Below are 16564 nucleotides of genomic sequence, written 5' to 3' on the forward strand. Positions count from 1 at the left end.
GGAGCGTTATGGATTGCGCCACCGCATGGCATAGGCCACGGCAAATTGAAAGAACGCCGCGAGGCTTCAGCGGCAGGTCTTAACGCCGGTGGCGACGTCGATCATCAGCTGGCGGTGACACGGCAACAGGTGCTTGGCGGCATAGCGCTCGATCGCCGTCCGCCGGGCCGCCTCGCGCAGCGGCGCGTATTTCTCCCGATTGTCGAGAGCCTCGCCGATCCGCTCCGCGATCCGCTTGGTGTCAAAGAAGTCGACCAGAAGTCCGTTTTCACCGTCGGTGACCATTTCGCGGATCGGATCGGTGTCGGAGCCGAGCAGGAGAACGCCGGTCGACAGCGCCTCCATCATCGACCAGGAGAGGACGAACGGCACGGTCAAGTAGACATGCACCGAGGAGATGCGGAAGACCGTCCGCAGCGTCTTCAGCGGCACGAGATCCAGGAAATGGACCCGGCTGAGATCGAGGTCGAGCGTTTCGAACGCATGCTCCTTGTAGCTCTTGCCGTCCTTGCGCTTAGAGCCGTAGGCGACCCGGTCGCGCCCGACGATGATCGCCTGCAGGTTCGGCCGCGCCTTCTGCGCACGGGCGAGCGCCTCCATGAACTGCGGAAAGCCGCGATAGGGCTCCATGCCGCGCGTCGCATAGGTGACGATCTCGTCCTTGGCGGTGAAGGTCTTACCCTCGATCTCCAGCGTGTCGTCGGGATCGGGACACATGTAGTCGGTGTCGATCCCGTCGTGCAGAACTTCAATCTTGTCCCTGTAGATCGCCGGGAACCGGCTGTGCTGGAAGCGCGTCGGCGAGACGCCCCAGTCCATGATCGACAGGTCGGCCATGAAGGTGGCGTTCTTCATGTGCATGCGGACCCGTTCGTCGTAGGACGGAGGCTCCTGCTTCAGGAAATCCACGTCCGAATGCGCGCTGTGATACCACCATTCGTAATAAGTCAGCATACGCGTGTCGGGCCACAATTCGCGCAGGAATAGGGTAGGCCCCCAGCCGGAATGACCGCAAATGAGGTCAGGATTCCAGCCCGAATTCTTCAGGGCGACCATCTTCTGAAAGACGTTTTGGGCATTGATGACGCTCGCTTCGAAATCCGGAAGCGCCGGGTGGATCCCCTTGGTCACCTCGCGATGCGGCTTATAGACCACCTTCTTCAAAGGAAAGGTCTGCTTGTTGGTCTCCAGCGTGCAGACGACCATGTCCTCGATCGCCGGATCATTGCGCAGATATTCGTAGATGCGACGGTACTGGCCGGGAAAGTTGTTGTGCAGAAAGAGTATCTTCACGCGCTATGCCTCAATTCGCCGTCGCCGCGGTTGCTCGTCTTGCGCCGCAGGACGACCACGCCGTCGCGTGTTAGCTTGAAATCGATCAGAAATCCACGCGCGCAGGCGGCCAGGACAGCCGCGTTCGTCGCCTCCTGCCCGACCTGGTCCTCATGGGTCTCGAAGATCATCGCGCGCAGCGGCGAAAGATCCGCCGTCTCCAGGATTTCCAGCTCGCCGCCCTCGATGTCCATGACGAGGATGGTCGCGCGATGCGTCGCGATGACGGTCTCGAGCGGATCCACGGCGACCTCGATCAGCCGGCCCTCGGCCTCGCCGCGGTCCAGCCCGGAGGCCCAGAACACCTCGGCGAGGCGGAAGGCGGCGTGCGTTGCCCCGGTGCTTGCGGGCCGGCAGAGGCGCTGCCGGATTTCCACGGCATGGCCGTTGAGGGAGAGATTGGCGCGGGCGCGTTCGACGACGGCCGGATTGGGCTCATAGGTCAGGACCGCCGCATCACCGACGATGCCGGCGAGGGCGCTCGTCACCACGCCCATGCCGCCGCCGAGTTCGAGCACCCGGTCGTGCGGCCCGATGACGGCGCGCGCGAGGCGCACCTCGTCGCCCTCGTACCAGCCGCGGTCGATGCCGCGCTGGATCACCGGCGCGTCCCGCTCCCGGTCGACCTGGACCTTCAGCCCGTGCAGCGTGACGATTTCCATGGCCGCCTTCTCCGCCCTTGAGGCCGCCTCACCTGGCAGCGGCTGTGCTCCTGCCGGACCGGCGTCCACCCCGGACGGCCCGGCGCCCAGCTGCCCCGCCCAGCCGTGGCGCGCCGCCGCCGCAAAGCGGCGGAGCACCGGCCAGCCGCCGGAGCGCCGGGCATAGACCATGGCCTGGAGCGGCAGATAGGCGAGGCTCCGCAGCTTGAGGCGCAACGGCACATGGGGAAGCCGCATCAGCGCGACCCGGTTGCGCAGATAGGACTGCATCCGCGCCTCGCTCTGGGCGGGAAAGCGGATTGGTCCGGCCGAAATCACCCCATGACCGAGGCGATGGGGCATAAGAAGCGCCGGATCGAGCCACACCGAATAACCCTTCGCCCAGGCCCGCAGACTCCATTCGAGGTCGATCCCGTCGATGAAGAAGTCGGCGCGGAACGGGCCGATGTCGACGAAAGCGGCAAGATCGACGAGCGAGCCGGAAGTGATGACGTAGTCGACCGCCCGGCAGCCCGCCCGCTCACGCGAGCGCGAGGGATAGCGCGGCGGCTTGCCGTCCTCGCCCGCGGGCACCACCGGCTGCGGCCCGACCACCGCCGGTCGTTCGCCTGCCTGCCCAAGGCTTCGGTGTCTGGCCAGCAGCGCCTCCGCAAGTCCCGGCTCGGGCGAGGAGTCCTGGTCGAAGAGGAGGATGTGCGTGGCGCCGCCGGCCTGCGCGGCCGCGCAGAGCGCGTTCAGCCCGGCGCCGATGCCCGCATTGGCCGGGGCCTCGATAAGCTCCAGCCCGTCCCTTTGCCGCAGACGCTCAAGAATGTCCGCCCCGATCGCTGTGCCGACCGGACCGTCGACATAGGCGAGGAGGCGGGCGTCGACGCCGGCGAGGCGGCCCAGAAGCGCCTCAAGCAGCGCCTCGTCGGGCGAAAAGATCGTCACGCCGACGGCCAGCGCCCTGTCGGTGCCCGGCGCTATCGTCGGATTGCCGGCCTCCATCGTCGATCAGGCTTCGTCGGCGATGCGCTGGAGATATTGCCCGTAGCTGCTCTTGCCGAGACCCTGGCCGAGGGCGCGCAAAGCGGCGGCGTCGATATAGCCGAGGCGATAGGCGATCTCCTCGGGACAGGCGATCTTGAAGCTCTGACGATGCTCCAGCGTGCGCACGAATTCGGCCGCCTCGACCAGGGAGTCCGGCGTGCCGGTGTCGAGCCAGGCATAGCCGCGGCCCATGCAGGAGACGGACAGCGTTCCCTCCTCGAGATAGATCCGGTTGAGGTCGGTGATCTCGAGTTCGCCGCGCGGCGAGGGCTTCAGCGTGGCGGCGAGCTGCGAGGCTCGCCCGTCGTAGAAGTAGAGCCCGGTGACCGCCCATTGCGAGCGCGGCTTTTCGGGCTTTTCTTCGATCGAGGTCGCCCGTCCCCCGGCATCGAAGTCGACGACGCCATAGCGTTCGGGATCAGCGACCTTGTAGGCAAAGACGCTCGCGCCCGCCGTGCCGACCACGGCGTCCCGAGCCGAGCCCATCAGTTCGGGCAGGCCGTGGCCGTAGAACAGATTGTCGCCGAGGACGAGCGCGCAAGGCTCGCCGGCGACGAAGTCCTCGCCGATCAGGAAGGCCTGCGCCAGGCCGTCGGGGCTCGGCTGCTCGGCATAGGCCAGGGACAGTCCCCAGCGGCTGCCGTCGCCGAGGAGCGTGCGGAAGCGCGGCAGGTCGTGCGGCGTCGAGATCACCAGAATGTCACGGATCCCTGCCATCATCAGCGTCGACAGCGGATAGTAGATCATCGGCTTGTCGTAGATCGGCAGGAGCTGCTTGGAGGCGGTCAGCGTCATCGGATGAAGCCGCGTTCCGCTGCCGCCGGCGAGGATAATGCCCTTCACGCCCAATTCCCTCTTCTGGTGTCGTTCACATGCGCGCCGGAGCGCGGCCGGTTCGCCGCGGCGCCCGTATCGCTGCCTCTTCCGCCCCTCTCTATGGGGAAAAGCCGCGGGAGCCAAATGCCGGGGAGGGGGGCAGCCTGCCCTTCGGCCGAAAGCCCGCTGGTGCGCGCCCGCAAGGCCAGTCAGCGTGGCGCGATCGGGCAGGCATGCGCGGGATCGAGGAGCGCATAGAGCTTCGCCGGCATGCGCGTCTTCGGATAGGTCGTCTGCCAGCCGACGAAGTCCGAGGTCACCGCGGAAACGGCTCGCGGAACGTCGGGTCGCTCCCGGCCGACGGGGGCGACCGCCCGGACTGTGCCCGCGGCGTCCGTCAGGAGCATGGCCGGCGGCGGGCGGCGATGGGAGAGATCGAAACTCCAGCCCTCCACCGGCAGCGGGTCCGCCGCCGCCTCGGGCACTTTCCCCATCGCGCCAAGGCAGGCCTCGGGCGCGGTGATCTCCACATGCCGCGTCAAGGGATCGCCGATCCAGTCCAGCGGCAGTGGCGGCGGGTCGCTCACCGAGGAGAAGGGCGGCAGGACGCGGATCTCGTCCTTCGAGAAGGCGTCGAGGACGTAGCGCACCTGCGAGGCGCCGGCGTCCTGCAGGCGGGTGACGCCGATCTCCATCGCTTCGAAGCCAGTCGCAAACAGGCGGTGCGGCGGCGGGGCGACGACGAGCATGTCAGGCCCGGGGGCTTGCCCCTCCTGCCAGAGCCGCCGCCTTGCAGCGAGGGTTTCGTCGAGGAGGCCGACGTCGTGGACGAGCGCCGGCGAAAGAGCGGCCAGCGGAACGGCGACCGACAAAGCGAGCGCCAGCTCGGCCAATCCGCGCCGGGCGAGCCGAGCCCGCAGATCCTCGGTCAGACAGGCGGCGACGATCCGCGCCGCCGCGAGAAGGGCAAGAAAGACGAGCACCCGGCGCACGCTCGCATGACGCTCGCAGCACAACAGGCCGAACTGGTAGAACGCGCCGAAGGTCGACAGGAAGCCCGTCGCGACCGTCGCCAGGAACAGCGCCGCCGGGCCGGCAAGCTCCGCCTTCCCGCGATCGGCCAGCCGCACGAACATCGCGGTCGCCCCGAGGAGGAAGAGGCCCCGCGCAGCCAGTCCGACCACGGTTTCGAGGCCCTGATCGACCAGGAAGGCTTCCCGCAGCACCTGCAAGGCGCCGCGAAGGACCGACGGCCACAGAAGATGCGTGGCCGCGGCCTCGAGCCCCCCCTCCGTCGCCTTGCTGACGCGGCCTTCGACCAGAAGCACCAGAAGGACGAGCGAGACGCAAAGGGAAATAAGGAAGGGCAGGACGGCGAGCGCGTTCCGCGCGAACCGCTCGGGCCGGGACGCCTGCAGGCGAGCCGGGCCGAGCGCGGCCGAACCGCCGCGGATCTCGGTCAAGAGGAAGGCGACGAGGACCAGGGCGGAGAAGGTCAGCGCGAAAAACGATCCGACCTCGGCGGAGGTGGCGCCAAGAACCAGGAGCGCGGCCATCGCCGCGTTGACCCCTGTCCTGCCGATCCCGCAGAAGCAGGCGAGCCCCGCCACCGCCAGGAAAGCGCTCACCGTCGGCAGGTAGGCGGCCGCCCCCTGGACCCAGTAGAGCAGCTCCGAATTGTTCCGGGCGAGGATCACATGGAGGAGGAGAACCAGGGCGAGCAGCGTGCCACTGCGCCTGCGGCCGCCCGACAGGCGCAAGGCCGGCAGAAGCGCGAGGCCGAAGAGGATCAGCCAGAGCCCCATCAGCATGGGCGCGATCAGCTGGCGGCCGGTCGCGGCGACGGCGAGCTGGTAGAGATAGAGGACGAATTCGGAGAACGGCCTGGGGCTCCAGGTGATCATCCGGTGGAGAACGCCGTCCAGTCCGAATTCGCGGACCGCCGCGGCATTGGCATATTCGTCGGGCTGCCAGTAGCCGGCGAGGGTCATCGCGAAGAAGACCAGGAAGACGGCGAGGCAGGCGGTAAGGATCCAGCGTTGCCAGGACGGCGCCGCAGGATCGACGCTTCGAGCAAGGCTCGTCATGCCCCCATCACTCCGCCACAGGTTCCGCGCGAATCCCCCTCGCGTGTCGCCCCGGCCTATGACGCGACGGACGATTGTGCAAGGTGCGGACGCAACCTCAGAACAAGCCGGACCGTCTCGACCGCCGCGCTCGGCGAAGCCTCACGCTGAGGCTGCTTCGATCTCCGCGGCTTCCGCGTCCGCCTCGGCATCCATGTCGGCGAGCTTCTCCTTGCCGGCATAGCGCTCCATCACCTCGCGATAGGGCCCGTCGTCGATGATACGGCCGTGTTCGAGCCGGATCGCCCGCGTGCACAGGCGCGCCAGGAGGGCCCGGCTGTGCGAGGCCAGAACCAGGATGCCGGCCTGCGAGATGAAGGTCTGGATCCGCCGCTTCGCCTTGTCGATGAAGGCGGCGTCGCCAGCGCCGAGCCCTTCGTCGAGAAGCAGGATCTCCGGATTGATGCTGGTCGAGATGGCGAAGGACAGCCGCGTTTGCATGCCCGCCGAATAGGTCCGGATCGGCATGTCGAGAAACGGCCCGAGTTCGGTGAAGTCGGCGATTTCCTCCAGCCGGTCCTCGATCTGGCGACGCGAAAGGCCGAGAAACAGGCCGCGCAGCCGGATGTTGTCATAGCCGGTGGCGTCGGAATCCATGCCGAAGCTGATGTCGAACAAGGGGGCGATGTGGCCGCGGATCAGGATGGATCCGGTCTGCGGCGGATAGATGCCGGCGAGGACGCGCAGGAGCGTCGTCTTGCCGGCGCCGTTGTGTCCGATCAGCGCGACGCGTTCGCCGTGGTTGATCGACAGGGAGATGTCGCTGAGTGCCTCCACGCAGGTGCGCTGGCGCGAGTCCGAGCCGACCCGGCCGCCCGTGGCGCTCGAGACAATCCGGTTGCGCAGGGACCGTGCCGAGCCGCCGTAGATCGGGAAGCTGACGGCGACATTCTGAAGCTTGATGGAATTCACGTCACTCTTACAGCCAATAGGGGATCCGCCAGCGGAACCGTGCGTAGAACAGGAAGGCGATCAGGCAGTTGACGACGGTGAACACCAGGGAGAACTCCCAGTTCACCACAGTCGGAAACCCTGTCAGGATGGGCGCGCGGACCAGTTCGATCAGATGATAGAGCGGGTTCCAGTCTGCGATCACCTGGCGGTCCTGCAGGCTGTCGGCGTGCCAGATCACCGGCGTCACGAAGAACAGCGTCTGAACGACGTTGCTCATCAGCGGAGGAATGTCGCGGAAGCGCGCGCTGAGCGTGCCGAGGAGCAGGCCGAAGGCGGCGCCGTTGATGACGACGATGCAGAGGCCGACGAGCGACATGAAGCCGACCCAGCCCGGATTGATGCCGAAGATGAACAGCACTAGCGCGATGATGATGATGTTGTGGAAGAAGATGATCAGCGACCGCCAGATCAGGCGGAAGAGGTGTACCGACAGCGGCGCCGGCATCTGCTTGATCGCGGCTTCCGCGCCGGTGAATGTGCCGCAACCTTCCATGATGAAGCCGGCAAGCAAAGTCCAGATGACGATGCCCACACTCAGATAGGGCAGATATTCCTGGAGCGACATCTTGAACAGCGCGCCATAGGTGATGCCGAGGCCGCCGACAAAGGCGGCCAAGCTCAGCGTCACCCAGAACGGTCCCATGACCGAGCGGCGATAGCGCTGGCGCATATCAAGCCAGCCCATGGTTCCCCACAGTTCAACCAGCTTCAGCCCGGCGACAAGGTCGGCGAAGGTGGAACTGATGGGGGATTGCCGGTAATTCGCCGCGTCATAATCGACGGTTGCGACAGGCATTTCAACGGTTGTCGCGGACAGGGGTCTGCTCCGAAATCGCTGCGTCGCTCGGCTCTTAACAGAATTGGAATCGGACATGAAGCAGCAGGTTTGGTGTTATTCGGCTGCTCCGCCCGCTTTGACAGGGATGGTGCGGTTCTCTTCGAGCACCGTCTCACCGTGACGCAACAGCGATACGGTGACTTGCCAATCACCCGGCTGCAGAGCCCTCTTCTTCCCGGCAAAGCTGGAATAGGTAGCCTTGTGCCGGTTCATTGGCGCGCTGTCAGCTGCAAAGAAGGACGATCCGTCCGGCGCAGTGATCGTGGTGCGGATGATGTCGCCGGCTTCCAGATTGATGAACCAGCTCCAGGCAATCGTCACCGGCGCGCCGGCATCGGGCGCTGCGGGCGGTCCTTTCTCTAACAGCCTGTCATGGTCGACAGGACCACCGGCCATCCCGAACCCAAGCAGCTGCGTCTTGGAGCCCGACAGCGCGGCGGCGGCCTTTTGGTCGAACAGGGTAGTCGCGAGCGTGCTGGACCTAACGCAGCCCTCGGTGAGATCGCGGCCGCTGATCGGATCAACTTTCTGGCCGGCACGGCGCACCGACAGATGAACGTGGGGAAACTGCACCCAGCCGGAGGCGCCGATCTCGCCGAGTTTCTGCCCGGCTTCGACCTGCTCGCCGCGATGAACGGCGATGCTGCCGCGGCGCATATGGCAATACTGCGTTTCAAGCCCGTCCGGATGTGTGAGCACGACGCCATTGCCGCATTCGCGCCCGGCGATCGACTGCCGATCCTGAGACGTTTCTACCAGGTGATCGGCCATGCCGTCGCGCACGCCGCGCACGGTGCCCGAAAGTGCCGCCACCACCGGTTCGTGCCGGTCGAAGTCTGTGAGGCTTCGAATCCGAATGTCGATCCCGTCATGGCCGTCATAGGTGGCACCGCCGCAAAACGGATCGCTCGCCTCCGGCCCCGGATCCATGTCGGGCAGCTGCTGGACAAAGCAGTCGGTGCCGATGGCGCAGGTCACCGGGAGGCGCAATGCATTTGGCTCCGCCGCCGTGGCCATTTTTGTTGCAGATAAGGTCCCGGCGAGAATCAGGCCAAGGGCAAAAATGCTCCATTCCCGCGCCTTGGTTTGACAAAGACTCATCATGAAAGATCCCTTCTTCGGCCCTTTCCTGCCAGCAGGAAGGGCTTGTCGCGAGACCAGTTGAGACTCTTGCAATAAAGAGTGATATTTATGGCTGGCAGCCTCATGGGGGCGTTCTTCGCGCGGGCGCGGGCATGCAGCGGCGGCCACGTTTTCTCCGACGTGGCCGCACCCCACGCCCACGCGGCGGGTGCGACCCGATCCTGAGGCTTTAGCTGTGCGAACCCTGACCATCCCGATCAACCGGTCGAGACGTCAACTCTACACATGCATGTCGAATCATTCAATTCCATCCTCAATTGCGCCCTCTCGGAGGGAACTCTCATCACCATAACCTTCCGTTCTCCTAGGCTTCGCCGAAGGCGAGGGTGGCTGCTTTGGGCTGCTATCACGGCCCACTTTGCGGCAGCCGCGGCGCTCGCCGAGACGGTGTTGATGCGCTAGAGCGCTCGTGGGCCATGTTCTGGCCCACCCTGTAGGAGAGCCGCCATATTCGGATCGCAGCTTGCGGACGGCGATCGTCCCGCCCCTCCCTTTGAGCCGGTCGCAGTCTTCGTGCATGTCCATTATCTCGACGTCTGGGAGGATCTCGCAAAGACGTTGGCCGAGCGGATGAACGTGCCCTTCCGGCTGATTATCACGTCTTCGCTGCCGAGCGAGGTGATCGCGCGACCCGTCACACCATATCTCGTCGAGATGATCATGATTCCGACGGACAATCGCGGCCGGGACATCCGGCCATTTCTCCTCGCCTATGGTCGCGTCGAGGACTATGCGATCGGCCTCAAGCTTCACACCAAGCGTTCCACCCATCTCGACCGCGGCGAGAACTGGCGGGCCGAGATGATCGAGTCTCTCCTGCCTCCTCAAGGCGTAGTTGCGATAAAGCAGGCGATGGAACAGATACCGCGCATCGGCCTGATCGCGCCGCAGGGGCTGTTTCTGTCGATCCGGGAATGGATGTTGGACAATCGTAAAGGTATCGAGCGAACCGCCCGAGCGCTGTCACTGAAGGCCGACTACCGCTCGATCGCGAACGGATATTTTTCGGCGGGCTCGATGTTCTGGTTCCGCCGCGAGGCGCTTGTCGCCTTTTCAGCCCCGCCGCTACTTGCCATGTTTGAAGCCGAAGAGGGCCAGTTCGACGGAACGACTGCCCATGCGATCGAACGGCTGTTCGCCTTTGCTGCGGAGCACCGGGGCTTTGTCGCTTTGCCGATGGATATACTCTTGCAGGCTCAGGCCGACATGTCCGAGGCGGATCTGCGTCAGCTTTCGCGCTCGCGCCGCACTGTCGTTAGCCGAGCCCTTTATCCTCTCGCAATCCATCGCGTCGTGCGCCGCTATGCTCCCTTTCTCTTTTCCGTTTATCGGCAGGTTCCAAAACCGCTCAGGACGTTCCTGCGTGAGCGTTTCATCGGCTCGCGGCGTTGAGAGCCTAGAGAACGGCCGTTTTGAAAAGGAGGCGGTCACCCGTTCGCTTTGAACTCATCCGGCGTCTTGTCATTTTCGATAGGGTTACCTGAATTTGGCTTGGAAGCTCTTACACCCCGACAGGGGGAGCGACTGATCGCTAGTTGCGTCTCGCGCAGCGCGAACTCCTTCTGCCGATCGAGCGTGGTGGTGGCGATGGTCTGCGACCAGTCCATCATCAGGCCGTAGCATTCGTCCCCGCCCTTAACGATTGCGCCGTAGCGTTCCAGGAACAGGGCGGTATCCTCGATATGCGGTGAGCCGCCGCGCGTGACCGACTCGTGGTGGGTGGCGACAACCGGTCCGACATAGGTCGAGCGGTAGCCGAGCGCGCCGATACGCATGCACAGATCGGTGTCGTTGAATCCAACGCCGAGCTTTTCATCGAAGCCGCCTACCGCCTCGAACAGCTCCGCCTTGACGACCATCAGCGCCGCCGTCACCGCGCTGTAGTCACGGGTAGAGACGAGCGAAGCGAGGTGGCTTGGATGCCGGCGCCCAGTCGCCAGCGCGAACATCGGCTCGAACCGGTGGGCGTGGTCGGCCGGACCGACCAGTCCGACAACGACGCCGGCGTGCTGGACCCGGCCATCCGGATATTGCAGGCAGCATCCAACGATCCCGACGTCGGGATAGGCGAACTGCGACAGGAGCCGGTCGAGCCAGTCCGCAGTGACGAGCTCGATATCGTTGTTCATGAAGACGAGGTGGGAATAGGTCCCGTGCGCGCGCAGCGCGGCCACTGCCGCATTGTTGATGGCCGAGAAGTTCCAGGGTCCTTCATGGGACATAACTGTGATGCGACCGGCCTCCGCCTCAGCCTTCAGGAAGGCGACCGTGTCCGCATCGTCGCTTTCATGGTCGATGACGACGATGTCTGCCGCTGTGCGGTTCTGAGCCGCCCGTTCCTTAAGCGAGGCGAGACAGGCGGACAGAAGGTCCTTGCGGTTCTTCGTTGGGATGACGATTGCCACCTTCGCCTCCGGCACCGGGGGTCTCACGTCGTATTCGTTGAAGTTCGCCCCGTCGCGGACCTCGAAGCCCTCCCAGTCTGTGGTCGCTTCGAGATAGCGCCGGATCGCACCACGCGTGTTTGTCAACACCTGTTCAGCCTTGGCATGGCCGAGGCTGCTGTCGTGGGTGCGCCAGTAGTAGAGCACCATCGGGATCTGCACGACGTTGTGCGACCTGGCAATGCAGCGCAGAGCGAAGTCGACGTCGTGTGAAATGCTCATGGTCTCGTCGAGAAGACCGGCTGAAAGAGCTATCGTGCGCCGGATGAAGATCGGATGCACGATGTAGGGGTGGCTGAGATAGTAGCGGATGTCGAAGCGGGGGCGCGTGGCGATCGCCCGGACCGCTTTCATCTCTGCGTCGGTGACCGCTTCGTCGGCGAAGTAGATATCCGCCGGCAGGGCGCGCGAGGCATAGCGGAACGCGGCGACGAAGGACGGATCCACGCGGTCGTCATGGTCGATGACGACGACATAGTCGCCGCTCGCCCGGCGGATCCCGGCATTGGTGGCCGCCGATACGCCGCGGTTCTCGTCGAGGGTGACGAACGTCTTGCGGGCAATCCCTTCGCAGGCCGTCTCGGCCGCCTGCACCAGCTCGGGCTGCGTACCGTCGAAGACCAGAACGAGCTCGAAATTGGGATCGCTTTGTGCCGCGAAGCTGGCAAGGAGAGCCTCGAGCCACTCCACCGGCGGGTGGTAGATTGGCACGACGACCGAAAGGGAAGCGCTCGCAGCCGGAGATGCCGAGGCCGTGGCCACTGCGAGGTCCTCGCGATTGCGCTGCGCCACCTGGCGTGCGAACAGCCGCATCTCCATCGTCGGCTGACTATGAATGACGCGGGACGGAATCAGCATTTCGCCCAGCGCTCGCCTGAGTCCTGGCCAGCCACTACGGCGCAGGATCTGTCCGGCCAGCGAGAGATCTGCAGCAAGCCGCTTCGGCGAGCGCGCCCGTCCGCCGAGAACGGAAGCGGCGCGGGCAAGCCGGCGACGGGTGGTCGACATGCGTTTCAGCGTCGCTTCACCAATTTGTACGCTCTCCGTGGACAGGACGGGCGCGAGACGCAGGATTCCGCAACCGGGCGGCAGCACGAAATAGGCATGGAGCCTGTCGGCGGTGCGCTCGATCGACAGACGGATCGGCATGCGCTCGCTGCCCGGCGAACAGTCGGCCAGAACCACCGAGGCGTCCTCGAACAGCGCTGCGTCGGGAGTCTCGAGCGTGAGGCGATAGAGTCCGATCTCCAGTGCCGAAGATCCCAGGAGAAGGAATTCCGGTCGGTGCGCGGTGATTTCATAGGTCGTGGCCGCTTCGGGATCCGGCCGGATGAGGCCGCTTTCGGGCACGAGATCGAGACGGATGGCCTTCATGACGTCAGTCTGTCCCTTTCGGTGTCAGCTGGCGGCCGTCCGCTGAACGACACGCACTCGTCATCGTCGGAGCGATGAGGCACGGCGGGGTGTCCTGCCGTCCGTTCCTTCGTGCCGGATTGTCTTCAGACATTGCAGACTTCATTCCGTTTCATCGTTGGGGCCGTCGCGGCGTCTATTGCTGGAAGGCGGATCACCCGCCCGTCGTTATCCAATCCGCGTCCGAGCAGCCAGCCGAAAGCCCACGGGCATAGCGCAAACGTCGCAGGAGGGGATCCCGCCGGTCCTTGGAAAACTGTGGCTGGGCAGAAGAGCGCGGCGACTAGCTCTCCCCGAATATCTCATTTTTGACCAGGTCTCGCCCGACGCTCCGATGCGGGGCTGAGCGGATCGAAGGCAAAGCTTTGTGGTGCGGCTTTCGCCTGATCTTTTGGACGGAGAGGTCGTCTGGTCCGCCCGCACGGTATGCAGTTCATGCAAGAATGAGGTCTTCGGGGGGGCTGATCTTCTATGAGGTTTTCGGGGCGAGCCGGCGCAAGCGGTCCTGTGAGGGCATCGGGGGCGTGACATATTCGGCGGTTCCGGTGATGCGGGCGCGCCGTCCGACCTTCGGCCGCTGCGCCTCGGCATAGGCCTCGCGCAGTTCCGCCTCGCTCTTCTTCCACCAACCGAGCCCGATCCTGACCACCTTCTTGCCTTCCTTGATCGGCAGGACGCTGACGCCGAAAGGGGCGAGCCCGTTGATCTCCGCGACAGCCGGTTTGAGGACGTGCTTGTTGAATTCACCGAAAGATTTGTAGCGGCTCGGCGGCACGCCCATCATCAATCGGAAGTCGGCAAGCGAGTATTCCGCACTGGTCTTGTATTCGAGATTGACGAACTGTGCGAGGTTTTCATAGAGCGATACAGAGTATCGCGAAGTAAAAGCCATCAGGACAGGAATAGCGATGCGGCCCCAGATCTGCGATTCTCGCAGGACCTCGATCAGACGCTTGTCGAAACTGTAGGTCAGTATCCCGGCGGGGCGGTCAGGGTCGTCGAGATCGTTGCCGCCGAGGAACTGCACGCGTCGGGTCTTGCCGTCCATGTGCTTGACGGTGAGGATCGTGCGCATCAGCGCTTCAATCGCCTCCTCAACCATCTCGTAGCCTTTGTGTCCGTCCGGCTTCAGGACGTCGATTTCGATCGTGTAATCCTTGCCGTCTTCGACACCCTGCATATGCGCGTTGTGCCAGAGGATGGTGATTGCCCGGCGGGCGTTCAGAGTCAGCTCGTGATGGCCGGTAACCTGGATCAATTCCGCCGGCTTGACAGCCTCGCGGTCCTTCGGCGTGATTGTCAGAGTGAGGACAAGAGCTTTCGACATTCATCCATCATACGAATGAAAAATGAAAAGCCAACCTCTCATATTTCATTGCCCGGACTTCTCATACTTGTTCGTTAGGCGATTTGCTTAATTTGTGCCCGATAACCTCATTTTTCCGGTTATGCGGTCGATGCTAGAGTCCTTTTTGGCGCCTTGTGAGATAAGTCGAGGCAATGGCGGTGAAAGCTGTTGGCTCTGATCTGCCGCTTCTAGATTCATATATTCTCTTAGTTCAAGATTCACCTCTGCCAAGCGGTTGATCCTTAACAAGAAATGACCTCCAACTATGAGAAAATCGGGGACTCCGGTGAGGTTTCCGGGGAATTTCGACCGGTTACGATGAGGTTTTCGGGGCGAAAGGTGAGGCTTTCGGGGGATAAAGTGAGGCTTTCGGGGAAGAAAGCGGGTCGGTCGCCATCCGGCGGCGGATTCGGGAAGCGTAGCGGGGCAGGGATCCGCCGCGCTCGCGCCGAACAGGATTGCTCATGCGGTGTCGGGCTCGAGACGCGGCGTGGTGCGGCCCCGGTCTTCCGGCTCATGCCGAAACCTCCCCGAATGTCTCATAGATGTGGCGGGCGCGCGGCACTGTGTCGGCCGCCGCCGGCGCCGCGCCGGATCGCTCGACGCAGTCCGGTCGGAAACGCCTGGTAGAGCCGCCGCAGTCCCGGCAGAGCCAAAGCCCAGCGCGCCAGAAGCGGGGGCTGGCGAAGGAAGGTGCCGTGTTCGTCCGCGCGGGCGCGGGCGCTCATTCGGAGCGCATCAAGCGTTTGCGCCGGATCCAGCACGCCGACATCGTCCATGGTCAGCACCACCCCGTCCTCAGCCTCTGCGACGAGGGCGAATAGGCGCTCGCAGGCATGCGCTGCGGTCCCGTCTGCCTGGCCGGCCTCCGGCGCGAAGAGGTCGGTTAGGTCGGTGCCCTCGAACCGGCGCAAGGCGTCACGGCGAAACCAGAACATCGAGCCGGCGCAGAATACCGGAGTACGCTGCCGCGCCGCTGGCAGATCAAAGCGAAGGCGCTCGGCGACCTGCCGCATCGGCCTGAGATTGCGCCCGATCCATCGATCGAGCGACACCAGCATGCCGCGGGGGGCGACGATCTTCAGGCGCGTATCGGCCGTCATCGCCGCGATGAGGCGCGCGACCGTGGGCGGATCGGGAAGCAGCGCTCGGGGCAGTGCGCGGCCCCAGTGCGCGCCCTCCAGCCGGTGGTCGGAGCGCTTGGTGTGAAGCTTGAGGCCGACCGCGAAGTCGATCGGCAGGCGGAGGGCTTCGAGGAAGGGCAGAATGTCTCGGCCGCGATTGGGACAGGCGAGGATGCGGTGCGACAGGAGGAACGGGCTGTCAGGGATCTTCGGCGCGGCGCCGTCATGCGGCGTGGTGAGGACGAGGTGGAACGGATGTCTCAGTGCATGGGAAATGACGTCCGCAAGCTCCGCCCAGACATCTTCGTAATAGACATGGACGAAGACGGCGACCGGCGCGGAAGATAGCGCGGCGGGGGCGGGCGATCCGTCGAGACTGGCCATCGGCGGCGGTTCCTCTCTGGGGTCATAGCGGCCACTCGTCGCTGCGGGCGGCGCGCAGCGCGTCCTCAGCCGTTGCGCCAGGCAAAGGCAGACGCTGCATCCCTTGCACAAGCCAGTCATTCCGGCCACAGCGCGACTGTTTGTCCCGCCGGGCGCGCCGGTGTATGAGGTCCGCGAGCCGGGATCTGTCTTTAGGGTTTAAATGATGCAGAACGTCGCACGGATTTTCGTCGGATTCGACAGCAAGGAAGTGATTGCCTACCACGTGCTCGCGCAGAGCATTCTCGAGCGCGCGACCATGCCGGTGGCCTTCATACCGATCGCCCTGCCGACCCTCGAAGGCCTGTTTACCCGTGAGCGCAATCAGCTGCAATCGACCGAATTCTCCTTCTCGCGCTTCCTGACCCCCTATCTCAGCGACTTTTCCGGCTGGAGCCTGTTCATGGACTGCGACATGCTCATGCGCGCCGACATCGCTGAGCTTTGGGCGCTGCGCGACGAGCGTTACGCGGTGCAGGTCGTCAAGCACGACTACACGCCGAAGATCGAGACCAAGTTCCTCGGGCAGACCCAGACCAAGTACGAAAAGAAGAACTGGTCGAGCGTCATCCTGTTCAACAATGCCGAATGCCGGGCCCTGACGCCGGACTATGTCAATTCGGCCACCGGGCTCGAGCTGCACCAGTTCAAATGGCTTGGGGACGACGGACGGATCGGGGAGATCCCGGCGGCCTGGAACTGGCTCGTCAACGAATACGACCACGATCCGGAAGCCAAGAATGTCCATTTCACCGATGGCGGTCCGTATTTCACTGAATATCGCGACGACGATTATGCAGAAGAATGGTTTGCCGCGCGCGAGCGTACGCTGTTCGTTCAGCAGCGCGAGAGCTGAACGTGAATCCATTAGAGATGAATGAGGTCAGCTGATACCGATTCCAAAAGCGA

The 16564-nt window shown here is 64.3% G+C and carries 12 protein-coding genes; 2 read left to right on the forward strand and 10 right to left on the reverse strand.

Annotation, left to right across the window (positions count from 1 at the left end; translation table 11 throughout):
- Positions 1 to 66: 66 nt before the first annotated feature.
- From LH400_RS18300 to LH400_RS18330, 7 genes are all read right to left on the reverse strand, one after another.
- Complete coding sequence (locus LH400_RS18300; protein WP_229154540.1) at positions 67 to 1293, reverse strand: glycosyltransferase; 1227 nt, start codon at positions 1291 to 1293, stop codon at positions 67 to 69.
- Positions 1290 to 2984, reverse strand: a complete 1695-nt coding sequence (locus LH400_RS18305) for an FkbM family methyltransferase (protein ID WP_229154542.1) — start codon at positions 2982 to 2984, stop codon at positions 1290 to 1292. The genes LH400_RS18300 and LH400_RS18305 overlap by 4 nt, the downstream gene beginning before the upstream one ends.
- 6 nt (positions 2985 to 2990) lie before the next feature.
- Positions 2991 to 3869: a glucose-1-phosphate thymidylyltransferase RfbA gene (rfbA, locus tag LH400_RS18310; protein WP_229154544.1), complete on the reverse strand. Its 879-nt coding sequence runs from the start codon at positions 3867 to 3869 to the stop codon at positions 2991 to 2993.
- A 182-nt stretch (positions 3870 to 4051) separates the two neighbouring features.
- Positions 4052 to 5929 (reverse strand): hypothetical protein, encoded by a 1878-nt coding sequence (locus LH400_RS18315; RefSeq protein WP_229154546.1) that lies wholly within the window; start codon positions 5927 to 5929, stop codon positions 4052 to 4054.
- A gap of 141 nt (positions 5930 to 6070) precedes the next feature.
- Complete coding sequence (locus LH400_RS18320; protein ID WP_229154548.1) at positions 6071 to 6880, reverse strand: ABC transporter ATP-binding protein; 810 nt, start codon at positions 6878 to 6880, stop codon at positions 6071 to 6073.
- A gap of 7 nt (positions 6881 to 6887) precedes the next feature.
- Positions 6888 to 7718, reverse strand: coding sequence for an ABC transporter permease (locus tag LH400_RS18325; protein ID WP_229154550.1), 831 nt, complete (start codon positions 7716 to 7718; stop codon positions 6888 to 6890).
- 96 nt (positions 7719 to 7814) lie between these two features.
- A complete protein-coding gene (locus tag LH400_RS18330) occupies positions 7815 to 8864 on the reverse strand; it encodes a M23 family metallopeptidase (RefSeq protein WP_229154552.1) in 1050 nt (349 codons plus the stop codon).
- Between the two features lie 486 nt (positions 8865 to 9350).
- On the opposite strand from LH400_RS18330, the gene LH400_RS18335 reads away from it, so the two are divergent.
- The gene (locus tag LH400_RS18335) at positions 9351 to 10295 is read left to right on the forward strand and encodes a rhamnan synthesis F family protein (protein ID WP_491014616.1); all 945 of its coding nucleotides are present in this window, start codon (positions 9351 to 9353) and stop codon (positions 10293 to 10295) included.
- 35 nt (positions 10296 to 10330) lie between these two features.
- On the opposite strand, the gene LH400_RS18340 is transcribed toward LH400_RS18335, so the two are convergent.
- The 3 genes from LH400_RS18340 to LH400_RS18350 form a co-directional block, all read right to left on the reverse strand.
- Complete coding sequence (locus tag LH400_RS18340) at positions 10331 to 12721, reverse strand: glycosyltransferase (RefSeq protein WP_229154555.1); 2391 nt, start codon at positions 12719 to 12721, stop codon at positions 10331 to 10333.
- Positions 12722 to 13229: 508 nt separating this feature from the next.
- Positions 13230 to 14087, reverse strand: a complete 858-nt coding sequence (locus LH400_RS18345) for a replication initiation protein (protein ID WP_229154556.1) — start codon at positions 14085 to 14087, stop codon at positions 13230 to 13232.
- Positions 14088 to 14647: 560 nt separating this feature from the next.
- Positions 14648 to 15616 (reverse strand): rhamnan synthesis F family protein, encoded by a 969-nt coding sequence (locus LH400_RS18350; protein WP_229154557.1) that lies wholly within the window; start codon positions 15614 to 15616, stop codon positions 14648 to 14650.
- A gap of 202 nt (positions 15617 to 15818) precedes the next feature.
- Between LH400_RS18350 and LH400_RS18355 the strand changes: the two genes are divergently transcribed.
- Complete coding sequence (locus tag LH400_RS18355) at positions 15819 to 16511, forward strand: glycosyltransferase family protein (protein ID WP_229154558.1); 693 nt, start codon at positions 15819 to 15821, stop codon at positions 16509 to 16511.
- Positions 16512 to 16564 lie beyond the last annotated feature (53 nt).

Source organism: Jiella soli (assembly GCF_020615385.1).
GTDB lineage: Bacteria > Pseudomonadota > Alphaproteobacteria > Rhizobiales > Rhizobiaceae > VKMB-3413.